General features: G+C 61.9%; 19 protein-coding genes. 15 read left to right on the top strand and 4 right to left on the bottom strand.

Annotation, left to right across the window (positions count from 1 at the left end):
- Positions 1–12: 12 nt before the first annotated feature.
- From QMK54_RS21235 to QMK54_RS21225, 3 genes are read right to left on the bottom strand one after another with little or no spacing between them, the layout of a single operon-like run.
- A complete protein-coding gene (locus tag QMK54_RS21235) occupies positions 13–768 on the bottom strand; it encodes a glucose 1-dehydrogenase (protein WP_320401283.1) in 756 nt (251 codons plus the stop codon).
- Complete coding sequence (locus tag QMK54_RS21230; RefSeq protein ID WP_320401282.1) at positions 756–2,435, bottom strand: FAD-binding protein; 1,680 nt, start codon at positions 2,433–2,435, stop codon at positions 756–758. The genes QMK54_RS21235 and QMK54_RS21230 overlap by 13 nt, the downstream gene beginning before the upstream one ends.
- 9 nt (positions 2,436–2,444) lie before the next feature.
- Positions 2,445–2,960, bottom strand: a complete 516-nt coding sequence (locus QMK54_RS21225) for a flavin reductase family protein (protein WP_110663281.1) — start codon at positions 2,958–2,960, stop codon at positions 2,445–2,447.
- A 1,338-nt stretch (positions 2,961–4,298) separates the two neighbouring features.
- Here QMK54_RS21225 and QMK54_RS21220 point away from each other — a divergent pair.
- The 15 genes from QMK54_RS21220 (at position 4,299) to QMK54_RS21150 (ending at position 19,433) form a co-directional block, all read left to right on the top strand.
- Positions 4,299–5,483, top strand: a complete 1,185-nt coding sequence (locus QMK54_RS21220; protein WP_110661850.1) for a flavin-dependent monooxygenase — start codon at positions 4,299–4,301, stop codon at positions 5,481–5,483.
- 124 nt (positions 5,484–5,607) lie between these two features.
- The gene (locus QMK54_RS21215; protein ID WP_110661851.1) at positions 5,608–6,732 is read left to right on the top strand and encodes an LLM class flavin-dependent oxidoreductase; all 1,125 of its coding nucleotides are present in this window, start codon (positions 5,608–5,610) and stop codon (positions 6,730–6,732) included.
- A gap of 443 nt (positions 6,733–7,175) precedes the next feature.
- The gene (locus tag QMK54_RS21210) at positions 7,176–7,676 is read left to right on the top strand and encodes a DUF4822 domain-containing protein (RefSeq protein ID WP_110661852.1); all 501 of its coding nucleotides are present in this window, start codon (positions 7,176–7,178) and stop codon (positions 7,674–7,676) included.
- A 106-nt stretch (positions 7,677–7,782) separates the two neighbouring features.
- A complete protein-coding gene (locus QMK54_RS21205; protein ID WP_413787343.1) occupies positions 7,783–8,223 on the top strand; it encodes a hypothetical protein in 441 nt (146 codons plus the stop codon).
- A gap of 662 nt (positions 8,224–8,885) precedes the next feature.
- Positions 8,886–9,776 (top strand): VOC family protein, encoded by an 891-nt coding sequence (locus tag QMK54_RS21200; RefSeq protein ID WP_223589020.1) that lies wholly within the window; start codon positions 8,886–8,888, stop codon positions 9,774–9,776.
- An 11-nt stretch (positions 9,777–9,787) separates the two neighbouring features.
- Entirely contained in the window at positions 9,788–10,669 is an 882-nt protein-coding gene (locus tag QMK54_RS21195) for a CoA transferase subunit A (RefSeq protein WP_223589023.1), read from the top strand.
- 11 nt (positions 10,670–10,680) lie between these two features.
- Positions 10,681–11,469, top strand: a complete 789-nt coding sequence (locus QMK54_RS21190; protein WP_320401281.1) for a ketoacid CoA transferase — start codon at positions 10,681–10,683, stop codon at positions 11,467–11,469.
- A gap of 23 nt (positions 11,470–11,492) precedes the next feature.
- On the top strand, positions 11,493–12,365 hold the full coding sequence (locus tag QMK54_RS21185) for an enoyl-CoA hydratase (RefSeq protein WP_046043072.1): 873 nt from the start codon (positions 11,493–11,495) through the stop codon (positions 12,363–12,365).
- Positions 12,366–12,367: 2 nt separating this feature from the next.
- The gene (locus tag QMK54_RS21180) at positions 12,368–13,435 is read left to right on the top strand and encodes an NAD(P)H-dependent flavin oxidoreductase (RefSeq protein ID WP_223589027.1); all 1,068 of its coding nucleotides are present in this window, start codon (positions 12,368–12,370) and stop codon (positions 13,433–13,435) included.
- 10 nt (positions 13,436–13,445) lie between these two features.
- Positions 13,446–14,201, top strand: a complete 756-nt coding sequence (locus QMK54_RS21175; protein ID WP_320401280.1) for an enoyl-CoA hydratase family protein — start codon at positions 13,446–13,448, stop codon at positions 14,199–14,201.
- Between the two features lie 10 nt (positions 14,202–14,211).
- A complete protein-coding gene (locus QMK54_RS21170) occupies positions 14,212–15,378 on the top strand; it encodes an acyl-CoA dehydrogenase family protein (protein ID WP_223589132.1) in 1,167 nt (388 codons plus the stop codon).
- 10 nt (positions 15,379–15,388) lie between these two features.
- A complete protein-coding gene (locus QMK54_RS21165) occupies positions 15,389–16,444 on the top strand; it encodes an acyl-CoA dehydrogenase family protein (RefSeq protein WP_320401279.1) in 1,056 nt (351 codons plus the stop codon).
- 71 nt (positions 16,445–16,515) lie between these two features.
- Positions 16,516–17,664: an acetyl-CoA C-acetyltransferase gene (locus QMK54_RS21160; RefSeq protein ID WP_320401278.1), complete on the top strand. Its 1,149-nt coding sequence runs from the start codon at positions 16,516–16,518 to the stop codon at positions 17,662–17,664.
- A gap of 144 nt (positions 17,665–17,808) precedes the next feature.
- Positions 17,809–18,684 (top strand): SDR family oxidoreductase, encoded by an 876-nt coding sequence (locus tag QMK54_RS21155; protein ID WP_223589035.1) that lies wholly within the window; start codon positions 17,809–17,811, stop codon positions 18,682–18,684.
- A gap of 239 nt (positions 18,685–18,923) precedes the next feature.
- On the top strand, positions 18,924–19,433 hold the full coding sequence (locus QMK54_RS21150) for a DUF1993 family protein (RefSeq protein WP_110659938.1): 510 nt from the start codon (positions 18,924–18,926) through the stop codon (positions 19,431–19,433).
- Positions 19,434–19,605: 172 nt separating this feature from the next.
- Here the strand turns inward: QMK54_RS21150 and sstT are convergent, their stop codons facing one another.
- Positions 19,606–20,838, bottom strand: coding sequence for a serine/threonine transporter SstT (gene sstT, locus QMK54_RS21145; RefSeq protein ID WP_223589038.1), 1,233 nt, complete (start codon positions 20,836–20,838; stop codon positions 19,606–19,608).
- Between the last annotated feature and the right edge of the window lie 128 nt (positions 20,839–20,966).

Here is a 20,966-nt window from a genome sequence, read left to right as displayed (position 1 = left end):
TTCACCTCGACCTCAGAGCCCGCTGATCAGTTGGGCATTGTCGACGCGGATCTCGGCACCGTTGACGAATCGCGACTCGTCGGTGGCGAGGAACAGCACCACGTTGGCAATGTCCCGTGGCGCGGCCATACGGTTCATCGGGTCCTGGTCGAGAGCTTCCTGCGGGATTGGCTGACCACCGGCCAGGGCCTGGGTCATCGGTGTGTTCACGCCATCGGGGTGCACGCTGTTGCAACGGATGCGGTAGCCCTGTTGCTTGCAGTGCAGGGCGATGGAACGGGTCATCGCCGCCACCGCGCCTTTGGAGGCCGAGTAAGCGCAGAACATCGGCATGGCGCCCAACGCCGCGACCGACGACATGTTGATGATCGAGCCGCCACCGGTTTCCTTCATGGCCTGGATCGCGTACTTGCAGCCGAGGAAGTAGCCTTCGCCGTTGATCTTCTGCACCTTCTGCCACAGCTCCAGGGGGGTGTCTTCGATGCTGCCCAGGGCCAGGATCGCGGCGTTGTTGACCAAAACGTCGAGGCGGCCGAAGTGTTCGACGGTGGTTTTGATCACGTGTTGCCAGTCGCTTTCGCTGGCGATGTCGTGGCGGATGAACAGCGCATTGGCGCCGATTTCCGCAGCGGCCTGACGACCGGCCTCTTCATTGAGGTCGGTCAGTACCACCTTGGCGCCTTCGCGGGCCAGCAGCAGGGCGTCTTCGCGACCGATGCCGCTGGCGGCGCCGGTGATGATGCAGACTTTGCCTTCTACACGTTGCATTGTTGTTCTCCTGATCGTGCGGTTTGAAGTGCGAATTGGTCGGCCGCGTGGGCAGCTGCCCGGCGACCTGAGTAAATGCAATCGGCCAGTGACAGGCCGGAGACATACAGGTTGGAGGCGACCCCGACCGCATTGCGGCCGGCGCTGTAGAGACCGTTTATTGGCTGGCCGGCGTGGTCCAGCACCCGACCGCTGTCCTCGCAGACCTTCAGCCCGCCCAGGGTGATGACCGGGCAGGGGAAGAGTTTGCTGTCAAAGGACAGGTTGAGGGCGTACCACGGACCCTGGTCGAGGTTGGCGAGCATCGCGGCGGACTTGCCGAACTCGTCGGCGACCTCACCCCGTGCCGCGCGGGAATAGCGTTCGACACTTTGGCGCAGCAGTTCCGGCGGCAGGTTGCAGCGCTTGGCCAACCCGGCCAGGCTGGCGCTGCGCTTGGCGTTGAACACCAGGTTGAGCAGCACCGGCAGGCGCTGGAAATTCCACACCTTGCCCGGACCGACTTGACTGAGTGCTTCTCGAACCAGCGCCCGATTGAGAATCAGGATGGCGCGGCCTTCCTGTTCCTCGACCATGGCGTGGCCGAGGGTCGCGCCGTAGATTTCTTCGTTGGCGTAACGCTGTCCGCGAGCATTGACGATCAGTCCCCGGGCCCAGGCCAACGGCGGGTTGATGAAACGCCAGGCGCTGACCTTGTCCATCCGCGCCACGTCGCCACCGGCGCTCTGGCCCAGGGCGATACCGCTGCCATTGCACCCGGTGGCACCCAGCGGCAAACCGGCCAGGTACTGCGGCGCGTGTTGGCGCACCAGATCGCGGTTGAAGATAAAACCGCCGCTGCTCAACAGCACCGCCTGTTCGGCGCGAATCAGTTGCCGAATGGCGCTGGTCTGTTCGATGCGCCGCTGACGGGCGCGCAAGCAGTCGGCCAACGCCGGAGCGTACATATGAATGGCAGCGGCCCAGCGTGACAGACGCGCGTGCTTTTTGGCTGCGCGGCTACCCGGCGGCAATTGCCAGGCTTCGACGCCGAGGACCTTGTCGTCGAGGTCGAGGACCAGCCGCCGCACTTCGCACTGGCTACGCAGGCGTGCACCGTGGCGCAAGGCACTGGCCTTGAGCGGGGCGAACAGGCTGGCACCGGACATGCCCGGGCCTTTGGTGCGGTGGCCGCGAGGTGCCGGCTTGGCGCTGGCGGCGTAGGCCGGCACGGCTTCGTTGCCGGAGTAATAGAGGTAGTACTGGTCGCTCGGGTACGAGGTTTTGTGCGGCGGCACACTGGCTTCGAAGGCGGCGCCTTGTCGCTCCAGCCAGGCCAGTTGCTCGCGGCTGCCGTCGCAGAAATTGCGCAATGTCGCGTGGCTGACGGCTTCGCCGACTTCCTGACGCAGGTAGTTGAACATGGCGTCGCTGGTGTCTTCATAGCCAGCCTGACGCTGATACGGCGTACCGCCGCCGGCATACACCACGCCGCCGCTGAGTGCGGTGGCGCCGCCGCCTTCGAAGCGATCCAGGGCGAGTACTGACAGGCCGCGAGTGCTGGCTTCGATGGCGGCACAGGCGCCGGCACCGCCAAACCCGACGATCAGCAAGTCGCAGCGCTCATCCCATGGCAACTGGTCGGCGCTGTTCACTCGCAACGCCGTCAACCGGTTCAGGCTGTCCATGTTCGGGCCTCAGCCAGCAGCAGCGAGAGAAGGTGCTGGTTTGGCGGTGGTGGTGTAGCTGCCGTCGAGGTAGACCAGCGGGGTGATCTCGGCGGTGGTGTGGATTTGCAGGATGCGACCGATGAATACGGTGTGGGTGCCGTAGCTGAAGTGGCCGTCCTGGCGGCAGAGGATCGCCGACTGTGCGTCACCCAGGTAAGGAATGCCGCCTGGGCTGGTCAGCCAGTTGCCACGGTCGAAGCGTGCTTCGCCCTTGATCGCGCCGCTGCACAGGTTGGCCAGGTCTTGTTGTTCGACGCCGAGGATGTTGACGCAGAAGTCGGCGCCGGTCGCGAGTGCGGCGTGGGGCGAGGCGGTCTTGTTGACGCAGATCAGCAGCGATGGCGGTTCGGTGCTCAGGGAGTCGACCGCGGTGGCGGCCATGGCGAAGCGTTCGGAGCCGTTGCTGGTGCTGATAATGGTGACGGACTTGGCCAGGCGGCGCATGGCCTGGAGCATGTCGGCTTTGAGGTTGGCGTCGTTCATCGCACTGGGCCTTTTTGTTGGTTGGGTAGTGCGATGGATTCTTGCTCTGACGTCTATCTGTAACATCGTCCGAGGGGACTAGGCCTTGGCGGCCTCTGGGCCGACCAGGCTGCCGGGTTGATTGAGTACATATCCGTTGCTGCGGTGACGGCGGCTTATGGTTTCGCCCTTACGGCGAGTCCCTTTTGGCAAACGCCCCAAAAGGAACCAAAAGGTCTCGCCCCTGGCGTACGGCCCCTCGCTTAGGCTCGGGGTTCCTTCGCTCCGGCATTCATCCGGGGGCATCGCCCTCCGGTTGGCTTCGCTGGCACCTACATGCGATGAGTTCGACTGCGTCGAACGGCGCTGCGCGCCCATCCCCGGATGAACACCTCCGCTCAGCCTCCCGAGGGGGCGGGTGGATCAAGATCAAGAGCTGCAGGCGAGCTAACGCTCGGCCTGATGAGTGGTGAGGAGCGTGGGTGTACGCCGCTCTGCCTTTGCTCTTTTGTGGGAGCGGGCTTGCTCGCGAAGGCGGCCTGCCGGCCGACCAATTTCTTGCAGACATGCCCGGCCAAACTGTAGGCGCTGGCTTGCCAGCGATGGCGGCCTACCAGCCGCCCAATCTCTTTCAGACGCACTCAATCCTTGTAGGAGCTGGCTTGCCAGCGATGGCGGTGTTTCAGGTGCAGCAGGGTTGGCTGGTGTGGCGTCATCGCCGGCAAGCCAGGCTCCTACAGGGAGCCGTGTACAACCTCACGATCAGGCCGGCCGGTAGGCCGCCTCGGTTTGGCTTTTGCGGTGCGCGCCCCCTCGAGAGGCCGAGTGCAGGTTCTGCGCAGTGGGCAACCCGGCATGGATGCCGGGTTAGCCACCCCCCGGCCATGGATGGCCGATGGCGGCGGGCCCACGGAGCAGGACCGGAGCGAGGGCATGCCGAGCCACAGCGAGGCACCGAACGAAAGGGGCAAAGCGCTTTGGTTACTTTCGCGCTCTTCGAAAGTGACCCGCCGTAAGGGCGGAGCCTTATTTGGCCGTTACCGCAGCAACGGATATGTACACCTACAAAATAATCATCACCTGATGCAAAGCCTTCGCGAGCAAGCCCGCTCACACAGGGATCTTCAGTTGCCACAAGTCCCGAGTAAAACCCAGGGCCCAATGCGCGAGCGAAGACAGCCTGTCACCCAACACATCCCTCTCAGATGCCCCCCTGATACCTGTTCCCCAAAACCACATGGTCCGTTTGAGGGATGTCCCCTGCGTTGCGCATTGTTTGAATGCCAGTGTAGGGGCGCTACACCCGCCCCGCTGCACGCGCGCCCCGGCGGATGGGGTGAACAAAGGAGAACAATAAAAATGCTCAACCAAGACCTGATTCGCCAGCGTCTGAGCCAACGTGCCCGCGAGCTGGTGCCGATCCTGCGTGAACGCGCCCTGAACGCCGCGCAAGCCGGCCAGTTGCCTGAAGAAACCCTGAAGGATTTCCAGGACGCCGGGTTCTTTCGCATCCTGCAACCGTCCCGTTGGGAAGGCTATGAGCTCGAGCCCAAGGATTTTTTCGACGTACAGATGACCCTCGCCGAGGGCTGCATGTCCTCGGCCTGGGTGCTGGGAGTGGTGGCGATCCACAACTGGCAGTTGGCGCTGTTCGACGATCGCGCGGCCCAGGATGTCTGGGGTAGTGATTCCAGTGTGCTGATTTCCTCTTCCTATATGCCAGTGGGTAAGGTCGAGCGGGTCGACGGTGGCTTCAAATTGAGTGGACGCTGGGGTTTTTCTTCCGGCAGCAAGCATTGCGACTGGGCGTTCCTCGGTGCGTTGGTACCGCCGGCAGAGGCGGGCGGGGCGCCGGATTACCGGACGTTCCTGGTGCCGCGCAGTGACTATCAGATTCTCGACAACTGGAACGTCATGGGCCTGGAAGCCACTGGCTCCCACGACATTCTGGTGGAAAACGCCTTCGTTCCCGAGTACCGCACCCATCGCGCGTTCGACGGTTTCATGCAGAACAGTCCGGGCAATGCGGTGAACACAGCACCGTTGTTCCGCCTGCCGTTCGGGCAGATTTTCGTGCGTGCGGTGTCGTCGTCCGCCATCGGTGCCCTGCAAGGCGCGGTGGATCAGTTTGTCGAGCACAACCGCGCCCGGGTCGGGGTCAATGACGGTCGCAAGATGGTCCAGGACCCGGCTGCGCAAACGTCACTGGCCAACGCCATGGTTTGCGTCGACGAGTGCAAGACCGTGCTGCATCGCAACTTCGCCCTGATGCTGGAGCGTGCGCAGAAGGGCGAGCCGTTGAGCATGCCCGAGCGAGTGAAGATGCGTTACGACTCGGCTCTGGTGGCTGACAAGTGCGCCAAGGCCGCTGGCGATCTGATGTTCAACAGCGGCGCCTCGACGATCTTCCGCAGCCATCCGATCAACCGTGCGTTCCGCGACATTCACACCGGTCGCGCCCACGTCGCCAACAGTCCGGCCAAGTACGCCTGGAACCTCGGCGGGGTGAGCATGGGCCAGGACAGCAGCGACTTTTTCCTCTGACCCTTCAGTACAAATCGGCTAGTCCGTTTGCGTGATTCGAGCGCCCCGCCGATGCACGAGCATTGGCGGTAAGGCGAAGGTCTACGGCGCCGACTGCGCATCCAAATAAGCACAAGGATCAACCATGAAATTTTCCCTGATTTACGAAGCCCAGACGGTGGACTCCAGTCGCGAAGGCGACCGCAAGATTTTTGAAGACACCGTCGAGCAGGCTGTACTCGCCGACAAGCTTGGCTTCGACACCTTCTGGTGTGTTGAGCACACGGCGCTGAGCAACTATTCGCACATGTCCGCACCGGAAACCATGCTGGCTTTCGTTGCCGGTAAAACCGAACGCATCGGCATCGGCCACGGCGTGGTCTGCCTGCCACCGGCGATGAACCACCCGGTGAAAGTCGCCGAGCGCATCGCTACCCTCGACCTGCTGTCCAAGGGCCGTGTGCACTTTGGTGTGGGCAAGGGCGGCACCCAGCAGGAAGCCGGCACTTTCGGCTACGACCTGGCGACCTTGCAGCCGCAAATCGACGAGATGATGTACCTGATCCCGAAAATGTTCGTGCAGGACGAGATCGAGCACAACGGCGACTTCGTGCAGATCCCCAAGCGTCCGATCCATCCGAAGCCTTACCAGGATCCGCACCCGCCGATGTACCTGGCATGCACCAACACCGAGTCGCTGAAAAATGCCGGCGGTCGTGGCATGGGCGCCCTGGTACTGGGCTTCGGTGGCCCGGAAGAAATCGCCAAGAAGGTCGAGGTGTATCACACGGCCTACGACAACCGCGATGAGAAGAAGCAAGTGGGCTTCCGTCCTAACCGTCACATCGCCGCGCTGTGCCCGGCCATCGTGCTGGACGACAACGAAGAGGCGCGCCGCATCGGTATCCGTGGTCAGCGTTATTTCATGGAATCCCTGGGCTACTGGTACGGTGGTGGCGAGCGTCCGGACCCGGAGAAGTGGAAGGACGACACCTTCGTCGATGGCAATGGCCAGAGCGTGATCAAGTCGCGCTTCGCTTCCGAAGAAGTCAGTGTCGACTTCTCCGACCCGACCATGGCGATGATGAACCCGAACCACGCCTACGGCACCGTCGAGGATTGCATCGGCTACGTGCAGCGCCTGATCGATGCCGGCGCCGACGAAATCCTGTTCATCTGCCAGATGGGCACCGTGCCGCAGTGGGCACAGCTGGAGACCCTGAAAAACATTGGCGAGAAAGTGATTCCGCACTTCCGCAAATCCAAGTGATTGGTACGCCCCTGTAGGAGCCGGCTTGCTGGCGAAAGCTGCGACTCGGTGTGCCTGACGTGCCGCCATCGCTGGCAAGCCAGTTCCTACAGGGCTGCCAGTGGGACAAGCAAGGCGTTTTTCAGGCCTGGCACGGACGTCAGGCCAACTTTCCAACGGGTCCCCAAGGCCCGTTTTTTTATGCCTGCCGATTTCTCCCCGGTCGATTGACCTGTGCATAGTTGTCACCCCTTGTTTAACTCCGAGAACATCGCGGTCAGCGATAATTCCTACGGGGGATTCCGAGCCTTCTTGAAAACGTCTGCGGCAATTGTTGCAAATATATGCCAGGTATTGTTAGTGGCTGATATCGGTCCTATATTCCATCCGCTGATCGCAGTGATCAATTTCCACGACAACAAAAAAAACAAGCGTCACCTCTAAACTCATCGAGGAATTATTCCATGCGAAAATACAACTCAATGTTTATAGGTTTACTCTTCGCCGGATTACTCAGTCCACTTGCCAGTCATGGAAAGCAGATGGAGGCTAAGTCTGATATTCAAGCATTGGCCTCATCTCCTCAATGGCTGACAACCAAGGTTTATATAGAGGGAGCCCCTGAAGTAGATGTGAAGGAAAAGTATCCGGGTGTTGTCGGGATTTCAATGTGGGATCCCGGTCGCAATCGTTATGAGTTTTTCTATACCGATACCGGGTTATCAAAGTATGACAATGGTGGTGGCGGTTACTTCCTTGTCACCGGTGACAAAACAACACATATCCTGGTGCCTGATCAAGGAGCGGTCAGGACTGTGGTCAGAAGACTGGAAAAACTGGATAACGAAGAGTTCACCTATTCACGAGAGGTGCCTCGCGACATGGTCGATGCCAATGCGCCTGTCCGGATTTATGTGGTCCATGCGCCCTACAAAGGCCCTCTGAAGACCTCGATGTCGCACTAAAAACTTCCTGCAGTATTTTATCAGTTCATTGTTTCGATATACCAAGGCGTCGATTTTATTGATGCTGTCCTGAAATAACATCCGTAGAAAATAAAAAAGGCACAACATGAATATTGAATTCAGACCGCTATTAATGTCTATGTTACTGCTGGCTGGAATGTACTCGGCTGGCGCCAATGCACAGCCGACAACGCCTGCGGTCTCAAAAGAGGCTGTCGCCACGCCAGATAATGCAATCATGCTGACTGTTTTCCTGAAACACGATCAGTCACGGCCATTGGGGGAGTTGAGAGAGCAATTCACCAAGCTGGGGTTTTACAAGGTGTTCCCTCCTGCCGGGGTGGAGGTTGTCAGCTGGAATATAACCATGGGTATTGGACATGTCATCGTTCTGCGCTTGCCTGCCTCGCGTCTCGCAGCGGTAAATCTCGCACTCGAAAACACCGCATGGGGAAGTTACCGGACAGAATTCTTTCCTACCTATGATTACAAGGAAATAGCACTGGCAGAGCAGAAGAAAGTGCGAGAATCCAAATCCAACCAATAACTACAGAGCAGGCGTGCAACGCCATAACGGGTCTCCCAGGCCCGTTTTATATGCCTGCCGGATAGGGTATTGGCCACTGCATACCCCTTGTGGGAGCGAGCTTGCTTGCGATAAACCGGACTACGCCGTGGGGTGTCAGGCTTTCAGCGTTATCGTTGACGACCATCGCGAGCAGGCTCGCTCCTACAGGTTGTTGCGCAAGCTCGCGCCACCGATTGTGCCTGCATTTTGATGGTAGCTGTACGCAGGGCGCCCTTGGGCGCGCCGGCTTCTTGGATTCCCCGGTCTACTAACCGGTGATCGCAATGCCCTGCTGGGCATTTCCAACAGCGTCATGCTTGCCGAAATCACCGCTAACCGCGTGCTCGATCAAATCGAACCACCTGCATAAACCCGCAACACCACTGACCCCTGTGGGAGCGGGCTTGCTCGCGAAGAGGCCGGCACATTCAACATCAATGGCGCCTGACACGCCGCCTTCGCGAGCAAGCCCGCTCCCACAGTTTTTTATGCGCGTACCCCATCAAATCCGCTAGTCCCATTGGACGATGTTGCCCCTCCCCGAACCCGTTTGAATAGCTCCTACATATGGCCCCTACATAAAGTCTCCCCCGGCACCAGCCGAAGGGCGGCATGGCCTGAGAAAAACGAGGAGTGCATCCATGGATATCCGCGGTCTGGGTTACGTCACCCTGTTATCCAGCGACCTGGCGCAATGGCGCCACTACGCAAGCCAGGTGTTGGGCATGATGGTCAGCGGCGACGATGAGCAGCTGTACCTGAAAATGGACGAGCGTCATTACCGCATCCTCGTGCAGAAGAATGCCGAGAACAGCTTCGGTGCTTGCGGCTGGGAAGTCGCCGGCAAAGCAGCCCTGGAACAGGCAGTCAGCGAACTGCAACAGGCCGACGTGCAAGTCACGCGCGGTACAGCCGCCGAAACCGAGCTGCGCAAGGTCCAGGAACTGGTGCATTTCAGCGACCCGGACGGCAATCGTCACGAAATCTTCTGGGGCCCGCTGCAGGACTTCGCCCGTTTCGTTTCGCCGGTAGGGGTCAAAGGTTTCGTCACCAACGACCTCGGCATGGGCCACGTCGTACTGCCAGCCCCGGCCTTCGAGCGCTGCCGCGACTTCTACGAGCAAGTGATGGGCTTCGGCCTGTCGGACCTGATGAAAGTCCGCTTCACCCCGGACCCGGCCGAACCGCAAAAGCGCATTCACTTCCTGCACTGCAACAACGGCCGCCACCACTCGCTGGCGATTTTCGAGTGCCCGATGCCCCATGGTTGCGTGCACATGATGGTCGAGGTCAACGCGCTGGACGAAGTCGGTCGTGCGCTGGATCGCGTCCACGCCAACGGCGTGAAGATGTCGGCCACCCTCGGCCAGCACACCAATGACCAGATGATTTCTTTCTATATCAAGACCCCGTCCGGGTTTGACCTGGAGTACGGCTGCGATGGCCTGGTGGTCGACTGGGACCGCCACACGCCGTTCGAAAGCACCGTGGTCAGCCACTGGGGCCACGACTTCAGTGTCGGTCGCCAATGAGGAACAAGACGATGGACAAGCAAATGACCACCGCCGAGATTGTCGGCCAACTGCGTGACGGCATGACCATCGGTATCGGTGGCTGGGGCCCGCGCCGCAAGCCGATGGCGCTGGTACGCGAGATCCTGCGCTCGGACCTCAAGGAGCTGACTGTTGTTGCATACGGGGGGGCGGACGTCGGCATGCTTTGCGCAGCCGGGAAGATCAAGAAGCTGGTGTTCGCCTTCGTATCCCTGGACTTCATTCCACTGGAGCCGTACTTCCGCAAGGCACGCCAGGAAGCGGCACTGGAAGTGATGGAAATCGATGAAGGGATGCTGCTGCTCGGCCTGCGCGCTGCGGCGATGAATGTACCGTTCATTCCGACGGCCGTGGGCCTGGGCACCGATGTGCTGCGCCACAACCGCCAGATCAAGTTGATCGCCTCGCCCTATGCCGATGGCAAGGACTGGGTTGCCATGCCGGCGCTCAAGCTCGACGCGGCGCTGGTCCACGTTGATCGTGCCGATAAACGTGGCGTGTGCCAGATCAGCGGTCCGGATCACTACATGGACGACCTGTTCGTGCGGGCCGCGACCCACAGCTACGTGACCTGCGATGAGCTGGTCGACAGCGAGTATTTCCATCGGGACGCCGCCCATGCGCATCAGGTGTTCTGGGAACGCAACCTGACCACCGCCGTGGCCCACGTGCCGGGCGGGGCGCATCCGTCTTCCTGTACGCCGCTGTACGGTTTCGACGTCGCTCACTTCAAGGCCTACAACGCCACGGTGCAGGCGGCCGATGGCTGGGAAGGCTACGTGCGCGACTACGTCGACTGCACCCACGAACAATATCTGGAAAAGGTCGGCGGCCTGGCTGCGATCCGTGAACTGCCGTTGCCGATTTTCTAAGGAACCTTCCGATGAGCACTACTACTTACAGCCTCGCCGAACTGATGATCTGCGCGGCCGCCGAAGCCTGGCGTGAAGACGGCGAGGTTCTGGCCAGCGGCATCGGCGTGATCCCGCGCCTGGCCGCTTCGCTGGCCATGCTGACCAGCAACCCGCAGCTGCTGATGACCGACTCCGAAGCCTACATGGTTGCCGAACCGGTGCCGTTGGGCGCGCGAAAAGGCTATGAACCCAAGCGCGACAGCTGGATGGGTTTCTCGCGGATTTTCGACAACGTCTGGGGCGGCAAGCGCCATGCACTGGTCGGCCCGACCCAGATCGACCGTTACGGTCAGGCGAACATTTCCTGCATCGGCGACTACGCCAAGCCCAAGGCACAGATGCTCGGTGTGCGCGGTTTCCCCGGCAACTCGATCAGCCACGCCAACTCGTTTTGCGTGCCGAGCCATAACCGTCGGGTGTTCGTCGAAGGCGAGGTCGATATGGTCGCCTCGGTCGGCTACAACCCGGCGCGTCTGGCGCGGGGCTGGTCGCTGGACGACATCGACATCCGCCTGATCATCACCGACCTCTGCGTCCTGGATTTCCAGGGTCCGCAGCGGCAGATGCGCATCCGTTCGCTGCACCCCGGCGTGACGGCAGCGCAAGTCCAGGACAACACCGGTTTCGAATTGCACGTGCCGGACGACTGCCCGACCACGGCGGCCCCGACTGTCGAGCAATTGCAACTGATCCAGCGTCTGGACCCGCACAACCTGCGCGCCCTGCAACTCAAAGACAACCCGCCAGGCCAACGCTGAGCAACGCGTTGCGGAGAAAAGTGATGGCTGAACATAACGATAACAATCAGGCCGAGGTGGTGCTGTACGAGGTGCGTGGCGCGGTGGCCCTGGTCACCATGAACCGCCCCGAGTTCCACAACGCGCAGAACTCGCAGATGACCTATGCGCTGGACGCGGCGTTTCGCCGGGCCTGCGATGACGATGAAGTGAAGGTCATTGTGTTGCGTGGCGCCGGCAAGCACTTCTCCGCCGGGCACGACATCGGCACCCCGGGCCGCGACGTCGACAAGACCTTCGACCGCGCCAGCCTGTGGTACGACCATGTGAACAAACCGGGCGGCGAGTTTCTCTATGCCCGCGAGCAGGAAGTCTATCTGGGCATGTGCCGCCGCTGGCGCGAGATGCCCAAGCCGACCATCGCCATGGTCCAGGGCGCGTGCATTGCCGGTGGCTTGATGTTGGCCTGGGTCTGCGACCTGATCGTCGCCAGCGAGGATGCCTACTTCGCCGATCCGGTGGTGCGCATGGGCATTCCCGGGGTTGAGTACTTTGCCCACGTGCATGAGCTCAATCCGCGCATCGCCAAGGAGTTCCTCTTCCTCGGCGAACGCATGCCGGCACCCCGTGCCTATCAGATGGGCATGCTCAATCGGGTGGTGGCTCGCGACGAGCTGGAACAACAGACCCTCGACATCGCCGGGCGCATCGCACAAATGCCGCGCCTGGGCCTGCAACTGAGCAAGCAAGCGGTGAACAACGCCGAGGACCTGATGGGCAAGCGCGCGACCATGGACATGGTGTTCGGCCTGCATCACTTCGCCCATGCCCACAACGAACTGGTGTCCGGCGACCGCCTCGGCGGCTACGACGCCAAGGCCATGGCCAGTTCCCAGCGCAAAACGGGCGAGGCGTGAGCATGGCGATCTCGTTGAATACCCGTTTGACTGAACTGCTCGGTTGCCGCTATCCGATCATCCAGACCGCCATGGGCTGGGTCGCCGACCCGAAACTGGTGGCGGCCACGGGCAATGCTGGCGGTTTCGGTTTTCTCGCCGGGGCGACCATCGAGCCGCAACAGATGGAAGCGGCGATCATCGAAACCCGGCGCCTGACCGATCAGCCGTTCGGGGTGAATTTCCATATGTACCAGGCCAATGCCGGCGAGATCGTCGAGTTGGTGTTGCGTCATAAAGTCCGCGCGGTCAGCTACAGCCGTTCGCCGGGCAAGCAAATGATCAGCCGCCTGAAGGATGCCGGCGTGGTGTGCATTCCCACGGTCGGCGCGCTCAAGCATGCGCAGAAAGCCGTGGAAATGGGCGCCGATGCGGTGACCGTACAGGGTGGCGAGGGCGGTGGGCATACCGGTTCCGTGCCGACGTCGATGCTGCTGGATCAGGTGGTCAATGCCGTGTCGGTGCCCGTGGTGGCGGCCGGCGGTTTCAAGGATGGCAAGGGCTTGGTCTCGGCCCTGGCCTACGGCGCCGAAGGCATCGCCATGGGCACGCGTTTCCTGATGTGCGCCGACAGCCCGGTGCCCCAGGCGACCCTGGCCCGCTACCTGGCGGTCAAGGACCCGGCAGCGATCATCATCAGCCGCGCCATCGACGGCATGCCGCAACGGATGATCCGCAACGAATTGCTCAACCAGCTGGAAAACAGCGGCGGCCTCAAGCGCCTGTTGCTGGCGTTGCAGAGTGGCCTGGCTTACCGCCGCCACACCGGCATGAGCCTGACGCAACTGCTGAGCAGCGCGCTGAAGATGCGCGGTAGCGGTGAGCTGACCGCCGCGCAAAGCATCATGGCTGCCAACGCGCCGATGGTGATCCAGAAAGCCATGGTCGACGGGCAACCGGCCGCGGGCGTGTTGCCCGCCGGGCAGATCGCTGCATCCATCGACAGCTTGCCCAGCTGCGCCCAATTGATTGAACAGATCGTCCGCGACGCCGAAGCGCGCCTGGGCGAGCTGTGTCGCCGTGTGTCGTAAGGGGAAAGACATGAAACCATTTAGCGTGAGTATCGATAACGGCATCGCCGAACTGGTGTTCGACCGGCCACCGGTCAACGCCTTCAACAACCAGGGCTGGGCCGATATCGCCAGCGAGATCGAAAACCTGGGCCGCGACAGCGACGTGCGGGTGATCGTGATTCGTGCAGAAGGCCGCGGCTTCTGCGCCGGGGTCGATATCAAGGAACTGGCCGTCGACGGCAGCCTGATCGTCGCCGTGAACAAGGGTAACTACGACAGCTTCAAGGCCATCCACCGCAACCCGAAACCGGTGATCGTCGCCGTGCACGGCTTCGTACTGGGCGGCGGCATCGGCATCTGTGGCGCCGCCGACATCATCGTCGCTTCCGAATGCGCGACCTTCGGCGTGCCTGAAGTGGATCGCGGGGCCATGGGTGGTGGCGCGCATTTGCAGCGCCTGTTCCCGGTGCAGAAAGTCCGCCACATGTACTTCACCGGCGAGGCCATCGACGCCGCCGAGGCTTATCGGCTGGGCGCGGTGGAACGGGTGGTCAAGCGCGAAGACTTGCGCGAAGCCGCGTTGCAGATCGCCCGCACCATCGCCGCCAAGAGCCCGGGCATGATCAGCCTGGCCAAGGAAGCGCTGACCGGCATCGAAGACGGCAATCTCGAAGACAAATACCGCTGGGAACAAGGCTTCACCCTCGAAGCCTACCGCTCACTGGACTCTCAGGAAGCACGCGACTCGTTCGTCGAGAAACGCGATGCCCGATTCAACGGCTGAAGGCATATCCATGGACCTGACCTATACCCCGGCCCAGCAGGCCTTTCGTGCCGAGGCACGGACCTGGCTGGCGGCCAATGTACCGAGTGAACCGCTGCAATCGTTCGACACCGAACAGGGCTTTGCCGAGCACCGCGCCTGGGAAGCCAGGCTCAATGAAGGCCGTTGGGGCATGGTCACTTGGCCGACCGAACTCGGCGGGCGCGGCTGCGACCTGATCGAATGGCTGATTTTCGAAGAGGAATACTACCGTTCCGGGGCGCCGGCACGGGTCAACCAGAACGGCATTTTCCTGCTCGGCCCGACCCTGATGGAATACGGCAGCGAAGAACAGAAAGCGCGTTTCCTGCCACGCATGGCCACCGGCGAAGACATCTGGGCCCAGGCCTGGTCCGAGCCGGGTGCCGGTTCCGACATGGCGGCGATCCGCTCCAAGGCTGAACGGGTGGGCGACCACTACGTGATCAATGGCCAGAAGACCTGGTCGACCCGCGCTGTGTGGGCCGATTGGGCGTTCGGTATTTTCCGTACCGACGCGCAGTCCCAGCGTCATCACGGCCTGACCTTCATCCTGCTGCCGCTGGACACGCCGGGCATCACCGTGCGGCCGATCCCGCAGCTCAATGGCTTGCCGGGCTTTGCCGAGATCTTCTTCGACGACGTCAAGGTGCCGGTGGAAAACGCCCTCGGTGGCGAAGGCATGGGCTGGCACGTGGCGATGTCCACCGCCGGTTTCGAGCGCGGTTTGTTGCTGCGTTCACCGGCGCGCTTCCAGGAAACCGCCAAGCGCCTGGTGCAGTTGTACCTGGCCAACCGCGAGCAGGCCGACCGCGACCCGGCCATAGGCGAAGCGGTGATGCGCGCCTGGCTCGATGCCGAGGCCTACACCCTGAGCACCTACATGACCGCCTCGCAACTGGTGCAGGGCGGCAAGATCGGGCCGGAATCGTCGACCAACAAGATCTTCTGGTCCGAACTCGACCAGCGCATGCACGACACCGCCATGAGCATTCTCGGCCTGCGCGGCGAACTATTGCCTGAAGCTCCGGCTGCCGGTGACGTCGGTCATTGGCTGGAAGGTTTCCTGTTTGCCCAGGCCGGGCCGATCTACGCCGGCACCAACGAGATCCAGCGCAACATCATTGCCGAACGCATGCTCGGCATGCCGCGAGCCTGAGGAATAGACCATGGACTTTAGTTTCAGCCGCGACCAACTGCTGTTTCAGGACAACGTCCGCAGCTTCCTGATCAACGAAGTCACCCCGGAACGCATTCGCGAACTGTGGCAGAGCGACAGCGGGCGCAGTGAGCGACTCTGGGCGCAGCTGGTGGAACTGGGCCTGACCGCGCTGACCGTGCCCGAGGCGCAGGACGGCATGGGCATGAACGAACTGGACTTCGTATTGATCGCCCAGGAATGCGGGTATGCCGGGCTGCCCGAACCGTTGGTGGACACCATGCTGGTCGGCGTGCCGTTGCTTGCCGCCCTGGATGAGCAACACGCGCCGCTCAAACAAAAATGGCTGTCGCGAGTGGCCGAGGGGCGTGCACGCCTGGCCGTTTCGGAGCCGGGTAATCCGCTGGTCAGCGATGCCCATGTTGCCGATCTGCTGTTGCTGGCCCATGGCGACGAGGTGCATGCGCTGGAGCGTGATGCCGTGCGCCTGACCCGCAACGAGTCGGTCGACCCGAGCCGTCAACTGTTCCAGGTCGAGTGGACGCCAACACCCGCTACTTGCGTGGCCAGCGGCGAACAAGGACGGCGTTTGTGGGCAGCCGCCTTCAACCGTGGCGCCCTCGCCAGTGCCGCGCAACTATTGGGGCTGGCCAAGCGCATGGTTGACCTGGCGGTGGACTACACCTTCGAGCGCAAACAGTTCGGCAAGCCGGTCGGCTCGTTCCAGGCCGTCAAGCATTTGATGGCCAACGTCGCGGTGCAGATCGAGTTCGCCAAGGGGCCGTTGTATCGCGCCGCCTATGCCGTCGTCGAGCAGCAAGCGGGGCAGGACGTGCTGGTGTCCCACGCCAAGCTGGCAACGGCGGAAGCGGCGATGCTCGCGGCGAAGAACACCATCCAGGCCCACGGCGCCATGGGTTACACCTGGGAAGTCGACTTGCATCTGTTCATGAAGCGCGCCTGGGCGCTGGACAAGGTCTGGGGTGATCGCGGATTGCACAAAGGGCGGGTTCGTACCGCGTTGTTTGACGGCAAGCCAGCACTGGGTGCGGGCAGTACGTTCTAACCAGTCAGTAAGGGTGACGACATTCCACAAGTTTTCGGCGCCTGATTTTAATTTTTTCACCGAGGTACACCATGCCTGAAGCCTATATCGTCGATGCCCTGCGCACGCCCACCGGGCGGCGCAAGGGTGGTCTGAGCCAGATCCACGCCGCCGACCTGGGCGCCCATGTTTTGCGCGCGTTGGTCGAACGTAACGACATTCCCGACGAGGAATACGACGATGTGATCTTCGGTTGCGTCGACACCATCGGCCCACTGGCCGGTGATATCGCTCGCACCAGCTGGCTGGCGGCCGGTCTGTCGCAATCGGTGCCGGGTACCACCATCGACCGTCAGTGCGGTTCGTCCCAGCAAGCGGTGCACTTCGCCGCCCAGGCGGTGATGAGTGGCACCCAGGACGTGGTCATCGCCGGTGGCGTGCAGACCATGACGCAGATCCCGATTTCCTCGGCGATGATCGCTGCCGAGCCGTTGGGCTTCACCGATCCGTTCAGTGGCTCCGAAGGCTGGGTGCGGCGCTATGGCGCGCAACCACCGACGCAGTTCCGTTCGGCGCAGATGATCGCGGAAAAATGGGACCTGTCCCGGGCACAGCTTGAAGCCTATTCCCTGGAGTCCCATCGACGTGCCTTGCAGGCCATCGAACAGGGCCGCTTCAACCGCGAGATCGTGCCGCTCGCCGGCGTACTGCATGACGAAACGCCGCGCCAGACCAGCCTGGAAAAAATGGCCGAGCTGGAATTCCTGTTCGGCTGCGATCGGGTGACGGCGGCGGTGTCGAGCCAGACCTGCGACGCGGCCAGCGCGATGCTGATCGTCTCGGAGGCGGCGCTCAAGCGCTACGGCCTGACGCCACGGGCACGCATCCACCACCTGAGCGTACGCGCCGAGGACCCGATCTGGATGCTCACCGCGCCGATCCCGGCCACCGCCTACGCACTCAAGCGCGCCGGCATGAAGCTCGAAGACATTGACCGGGTGGAGATTAACGAGGCCTTCGCTTCGGTGGCCATGGCCTGGTTGAAAGAGACCGGTTATCCCCATGAACAGACCAACGTCAACGGCGGCGCGATTGCCCTCGGCCATCCGCTGGGCGCCACCGGCACCCGCTTGATGTGCACCTTGTTGCATGAACTGGAACGCAGCGGCGGACGCTTCGGCATGCAGACCATGTGCGAAGGCGGTGGGCAGGCCAACGTGACGATCATCGAACGCTTGTAAACCAGGATGCACACCGATCCTGTAGGAGCCGGCTTGCTGGCGATGGGATCACCGCGGTGTACCAGGCGCACCGCAGTGACCCTATCGCCAGCAAGCCGGCTCCTACAGCGATTTGTGCTGTGATGAATTTTAAGGAATAACCCTATGAAAATCTGTGAAAACCGCGTCGTGATCATCACCGGTGCCGGCGCAGGCCTGGGCCGTGCCTACGCACTGGCCTTCGCCGCTGAAGGCGCGAAGGTGGTGGTCAACGACATCAACCGCGAAGCGGCGCTCGCCGTGGTGGGTGAAATCCTCGGGCAGGGCGGCAGCGCCGTGGCCAACAGCGACGACATCACCCGCTACGACTCGGCGGAGCTGATCGTGCGCCAGGCCATCGAAACCTTCGGCGACCTGAACGTGGTGGTCAACAACGCCGGCATCTGCCGCGACCGCATGTTCGCCAGCCTCAGCGAGTCCGACTGGGACGCCGTGGTGGCCGTGCACCTGAAGGGCCACTTCTGCATTTCCAGCCACGCCGTGAAGTACTGGCGCGAGCAGGCCAAGGGCGGCGCCAAGGTCGATGCGCGGATCATCAACACCAGCTCCGGTGCCGGTTTGCAGGGCTCCATCGGCCAGTCCAACTACGCGGCGGCCAAGGGCGGCATTGCTTCGCTGACGCTGGTGCAGGCCGCTGAACTGCGCCGCTACGGCATCACCGCCAACGCCCTGGCACCGGCCGCGCGCACTGGGATGACCGAGCAGGTGTTCGCCGACACCATGAAAAAACCGGAAGAGGGCTTCGATTACTTCGCTCCGGAAAACGTCGCACCGCTGGTGGTGTGGCTGGGCTCCGAGGCGTCCGCTGACGTCACGGGGCAGATGTTCGAAGTCGAGGGCGGCAAGTTGTCGATCGCCGATGGCTGGCGCCGTGGTCCGCAACTGGATCGCCAGGGCCGCTGGGCGGTCGACGAGATGGGCGAGGCCGTCGCACAGTTGGTGGCTCAGGCCATTCCGGCGGCCAAAGTGTACGGCAGCTGAAAAAGACCGGTCTCGGGAGGGGCGTGCATGGCTATAATCGGCCCCTGATACCGATTGGTTAACTCAATGCGGACCTTTGTAGGAGCGAGCCTGCTCGCGATGAACTCAAATGCAACGCGTCAATTCAGACTGGGCGCGTTATCGTTAACGTCCATCGCGAGCAGGCTCGCTCCTACAAAAGCGCTCACATATTCATCGTTGACCGACATGACCCACGTTCCCTCCAGACGAGACCTGCCATGACCATTTCCCTGTACGACGCTTCCGTGCCTGTTTTCCAGCAAATGCTCAACGCCCTGAGCGATGTGCTGAAAAAGGCCGAGGCTCACGCCACCGAAAAAAACATCGACCCTAACGCTTTCCTGCAAGCGCGCCTGTTCCCGGACATGTTCCCGCTGGTGCGTCAGGTGCAGATCGCCGTTGATTTCAGCAAGGGCGTTAGCGGTCGCCTGGCCGAAGTCGAATTGCCGAAGTACGACGACACGGAAACCACCTTCGCCGATCTTCAAGCATTGATCGCCAAGGCCCTGGCCTTCATCGGCAGCATCAAGCCTGAGCAGATCAACGGCAAGGAAGGCATCGAGATCGTCACCCGCCCGGGCACGCCTAAAGAAAAACGCTTCACTGGCCAGTCCTACCTGCTGACCTACGGCCTGCCGCAGTTCTTCTTCCACGTCACCACCACTTACGCACTGCTGCGCCACAACGGCGTGGAAGTGGGCAAGCGCGACTACATGGGCGCGTTCTAAACCGTCCAGGTACAAAAAAGCCCCCGGAGCCTTTGGCTGCGGGGGCTTTTTCATGTGTACGCGGTTTGCTGTGGGAGCGGGCTTGCTCGCGAAAGCGGTGTGTCAGCCAACGCTAATGTTGAAACTGACGGCCCCTTCGCGAGCAAGCCCGCTCCCACATGGGGTGGCGGCGTTACGCCAGACGCTGGGCTTTCTGCTCTTCACCCAGGCAAGCCGCCGCGGTGAACAGCACGTCGGTGGAGGAATTCAACGCTGTCTCCGCCGAATCCTGCAACACACCAATGATGAAACCGACCGCCACCACCTGCATGGCGATTTCGCTCGGGATGCCGAACAGGCTGCACGCCAGTGGAATCAGCAACAGCGAACCACCCGCCACGCCCGAAGCACCGCAGGCGCAGATTGCTGCGACGACGCTGAGCAGGATCGCGGTCGGAATGTCCACGGCGATGCCCAGGGTGTGCACGGCCGCCAGGGACAGCACGGTGATGGTGATCGCAGCGCCGGCCATGTTGATGGTCGCGCCCAACGGGATCGATACCGAGTAGGTGTCTTCGTGCAGGCCCAGGCGCTTGCTCAACTCCAGGTTGACCGGGATGTTCGCCGCCGAGCTACGGGTGAAGAACGCCGTGATGCCGCTCTCGCGCAGGCAGGTCAGCACCAGCGGGTACGGGTTGCGGCGCAGTTTCCAGAACACGATGAGCGGGTTCATCACCAGCGCGACAAACAACATGCAGCCGAGCAGCACGGCCAGCAAGTGCGCGTAGCCGATCAAGGCGCCGAAGCCGGAGGTGGCGAGCGTCGAGGCCACCAGGCCGAAGATGCCCAGCGGGGCGAAGCTGATCACCAGGCGCACGATCACCGTCACGCCGTTGGACAGGTCGCCCAGCACTTCACGGGTCGTGTCGCCGGCATGGCGAATGGCGATGCCCATGCCGATGGCCCAGGCCAGAATGCCGATGAAGTTGGCGTTCATCAGGGCGCTGACCGGGTTATCGACCACGCTCAGCAACAGGCTTTGCAACACTTCGCCAATTCCGCCCGGCGCCGTGACCGCGACGTCCTGGGTCGACAGCACCAGGCTCGACGGGAACATCATGCTGGCAACCACCGCGACCACGGCGGCGGCGAAAGTGCCCAGCAGATACAGGAACAGAATCGGCCGGATGTGGGTTTCCTGACCGTGCTTGTGGTTGGCAATCGACGCCATGACCAGCACGAACACCAGAATCGGCGCGACCGCTTTCAGCGCCGAGACAAACACTTTGCCGATGAACGCGGTGGACTTCGCCACGTCAGGGGCAAACAGGGCCAGGGCAATACCGGCGATCAGGCCGATCACGATTTGCGTGACCAGGCTCAAGCGTTTAAGGCGTTGCAATAGAGAAGGGGATGAAGCTGTCATAAAACGGCATCTCTGATTTTTTAGGTGCAGGGTTTCGCAGGTGCGCAGCAACAAACAGGGCAGGCCGCAGGCAGGAAACCGAGAAGGAAACACGGGGCTAATGCCAGCGCTGATTCCTGTGGCGAGGG

Source organism: Pseudomonas sp. P5_109 (genome assembly GCF_034009455.1).
In the GTDB taxonomy this organism is placed as follows: Bacteria; Pseudomonadota; Gammaproteobacteria; order Pseudomonadales; family Pseudomonadaceae; genus Aquipseudomonas.
This window is presented reverse-complemented; position numbering and strand designations above follow the sequence as displayed.